Source organism: Mesorhizobium sp. WSM3224 (genome assembly GCF_000427725.1).
In the GTDB taxonomy this organism is placed as follows: domain Bacteria; phylum Pseudomonadota; class Alphaproteobacteria; order Rhizobiales; family Rhizobiaceae; genus Mesorhizobium.
Genome location: NZ_ATYO01000067.1, coordinates 1 through 3,007, shown reverse-complemented (window position 1 = coordinate 3,007; position 3,007 = coordinate 1). Strand labels below are relative to the sequence as shown.

The following is a 3,007-nucleotide window of genomic DNA, read 5'->3' as shown; positions in this document are numbered from 1 at the left end:
CTCAGGCACTCCTTCGCCACGCATCTGCTCGAGAACGGCACCGATATCCGCATCATCCAGGTGCTGCTTGGCCACAACAATCTTTCCTCGACGGCACGTTACACCAAGGTCTCGAACGGCCTCATCCGGCGCACGACGAGCCCGCTCGACAGGCTGAACATCGAAGTGGTGCCGCCGGGCTGATCGGTTCCGCCCATGTCGGCGAGACTGGAGGTGGCGGATATCTTCCGCCGCCACGGCGAGGCGTATCGACAGGCCCATGACGGTCATCTCGGGCGCGTCGAGCGCCGCACGATGAGCGCGATCGAGCTCTGCCGGACGGCCGAACTCGGCGGCCATGTCGAGGGCTGCCGATCCTGCGGGGCGATCCGCGTGGCCTACAATTCCTGTCGCAACCGGCATTGCCCAAAATGCCAGGGACAGGCCTGCCGCGACTGGCTCGCCGCACGCGAGGCCGAACTCCTGCCGGTTCCCTACTTCCACGTCGTGTTCACGTTACCGGCCGAGGTCGCCGCGATCGCCTTCCAGAACAAGGCGGCGGTTTACGCCATCCTGTTCAGGACTGCGGCCGAGACGCTGCGCACGATCGCCGCCGACCGCAGGCATCTGGGTGCCGAGATCGGCCTCATCGCTGTGCTGCATAGCTGGGGCCAGGCTCTCACCTACCATCCGCACATCCATTGCATCGTGCCGGGCGGTGGCGTCTCGCCCGACGGCTCGCGCTGGGTCTCCTGTCGGCCAGGGTTCTTCCTTCCGGTGCGCGTCCTGTCACGCCTGTTTCGCCGCCGCTTTCTGGAGGAACTACGAGCCGCCTTCGACGCCCACAGCCTCAAATTCTTCGGCGATATTGCTGGCCTGACCGAGCCAGCCGCCTTCACCCACCTGCTGGCCAGAGCGCGCCGCCTCGACTGGGTGGTCTACGCCAAACCGCCGTTCGGCGGTCCAGGGCAAGTGCTGGCCTACCTCGGTCGCTACACCCATCGCGTCGCCATCGCCAATTCCCGGCTGATCAGCATGGAGAACGATCGTGTCGGATTCCGCTGGAAGGATTATCGTCAGGGCGGAAGGACAAAGGTGATGACGCTCGACGCGCACGAGTTCATCCGCCGCTTCCTGCTGCACACGCTGCCGGACGGCTTCCATCGCATCCGCCACTACGGCTTCCTCGCCAACGGCCATCGCGCCGCCAGGCTCGACCAGTGCCGCAGGCTGCTGACCAAACCACAACAGGATGATCGCGAACCGGATGCCGAAAGCGCTGCTCCTGCGGCAACGCACCGCTGCCCATGCTGTGGAGGACGGATGATCACGCTCGTCGTCTGGCGATGCGGACAGGCACCGCCCGGCCCGTTCTGGTGCGACACCTCATGATCGCCACCGGCGCCTCCTCATCACCATGCTCAGCATCCGTCACCATGGGCGCTGGAACGCCAACGCTTGGCCCATCGCACAAAGCCGCAAGCAGCCAGCCCCGCGATAGAGGCCACTGCTGCTTGTCTGACGGTTTACGCCATCACGGTTTTGCCTTCCGCCATGCTGTCCATCGCTGTGGTCGAACCGCGAACGCTGTTCATCCGCCTGGCGAAGACTATCCCGGCCACAGCTCCGGGCTACAATCCCCATAGCGCCAGTCCTGCCCGCGGCTCCGTTCAATCCGGCTTGCAATGAGGTCCGACTGCCAACCCGGCCGCTCCGTCGTGCCCGCGGACCTCACAGAAGCCTCCAGATTCCGCCTGAACTTGGATTGTGATTCAAGCTTTGGATGGAACGATTCGTACTGACGGACGCCCAATGGGCGAAGATGGAACCGCATTGTCTGGGTAAACCAGCCGATCCCGGACGAAGTGGCGGTGACAATCGCCTGTTCATCGAAGCGTTGCTTTGGATCGTGCGGACAGGAAGTTCGTGGCGCGACCTTCCAGCCTTCTTTGGGAGTTGGAACACCGTTTTCAAGCGATACCGCGATTGGGTCAAAGCGGACGTTTTCATTCGGCTTTTCGAGGCCTGTTCGGATGAACCCGACATGGAATACGCCATGGTTGATGCCACCATCGTCAAGGTCCATCGCCATGGACAAGGCGCAAAAGGGGGGCTCAAAGCCAGGCCATAGGCCGCTCCAAGGGCGGCATGACAACCAAAATCCTGGCGCTCACCGATGCACTTGGCAATCTTGTTCGCTTTGTTCTTTTGCCCGGCCAGCGGTTCGATACGGTGGGTGTCGCACCGCTCATCGATGGTGTCTGTTTTGGTGGCTTGATCGCCGACAAAGCTTTCGACAGCAACACCATCATTGCCGACCTGAATGAGCGCGGCGCCAAGATCGTCATTTCACAGCATTCACGTCGGACTTTTCCCCTGCCGCTCGACAAGGAACTCTACAAATGGCGCCATCTGATCGAGAACTACTTCTGCAAGCTCAAGGAATTCAAGCGTATCGCCATGCGCGCTGACAAAACCGACCAGAGCTTCGCGGCTTTCATCAATCTCGCTGCTGCCGTCATAAACTCACGCTGAATCTCAACAAGCCTTAGCTCGATCTCTATCCGACCAAGCTCGTGTGCATCGAGGAAAGTGTGCAGAGGCACGGTAGGAGTTTAGTATGAACTGATCCTTTACCGGAAAGCTATGTGAGTGATGGGAACTCCGCGATCGGCCTTCCGGAGGAGGTTTCAAGCCAGTCCGAGCTGCTGCGGTAAAGAGCCGTGGCGGTGAGCGTCGGATGAAAAATTCGGACAAGGTCCGAGCAGGGGATATGAGGGTCCGAAACACGAACGAAAAAGTGAACCCGCCACGCGGAGGCCGAGGTGAGCGAACCCAATCGCCGCTGCCGTGAGGTCTTGGCCGGCGCTCTCCGGCAATCCGAGGCTGTGGGGGCCAAGAGAGCGTCCTTGCACATCAATGGGACCCAACCAGTGAATTGGGCTGTCGAACGAAGACGCGCGCGGCTCAGCGGATCTCGTTGTCAAAGATCCGGAACGTCTCTGTGAGAAGCTCCAGGAAGAGATCG

3 protein-coding genes are annotated in these 3,007 nt (G+C 61.3%); all 3 read left to right on the top strand.

Translation table 11 applies throughout. The features are described 5' to 3' along the window. Nucleotides 1–183, top strand: a 183-nt coding sequence (locus YU3_RS38300; protein ID WP_036260318.1) for a tyrosine-type recombinase/integrase, incomplete at its 5' end; no start/stop codon positions are given. 12 nt (nucleotides 184–195) lie between these two features. Continuing rightward, nucleotides 196–1,371 (top strand): IS91 family transposase, encoded by a 1,176-nt coding sequence (locus YU3_RS0133830; protein ID WP_027170296.1) that lies wholly within the window; start codon nucleotides 196–198, stop codon nucleotides 1,369–1,371. A gap of 391 nt (nucleotides 1,372–1,762) precedes the next feature. Further along, nucleotides 1,763–2,514, top strand: a protein-coding gene (locus tag YU3_RS40190; RefSeq protein ID WP_156913702.1) for an IS5 family transposase whose coding sequence is annotated in 2 segments (ribosomal slippage) — nucleotides 1,763–2,093 and nucleotides 2,093–2,514 — 753 coding nt in all. Because the reading frame shifts where the segments join, the coding sequence is not laid out codon by codon here. The last annotated feature ends 493 nt before the right edge of the window (nucleotides 2,515–3,007 follow it).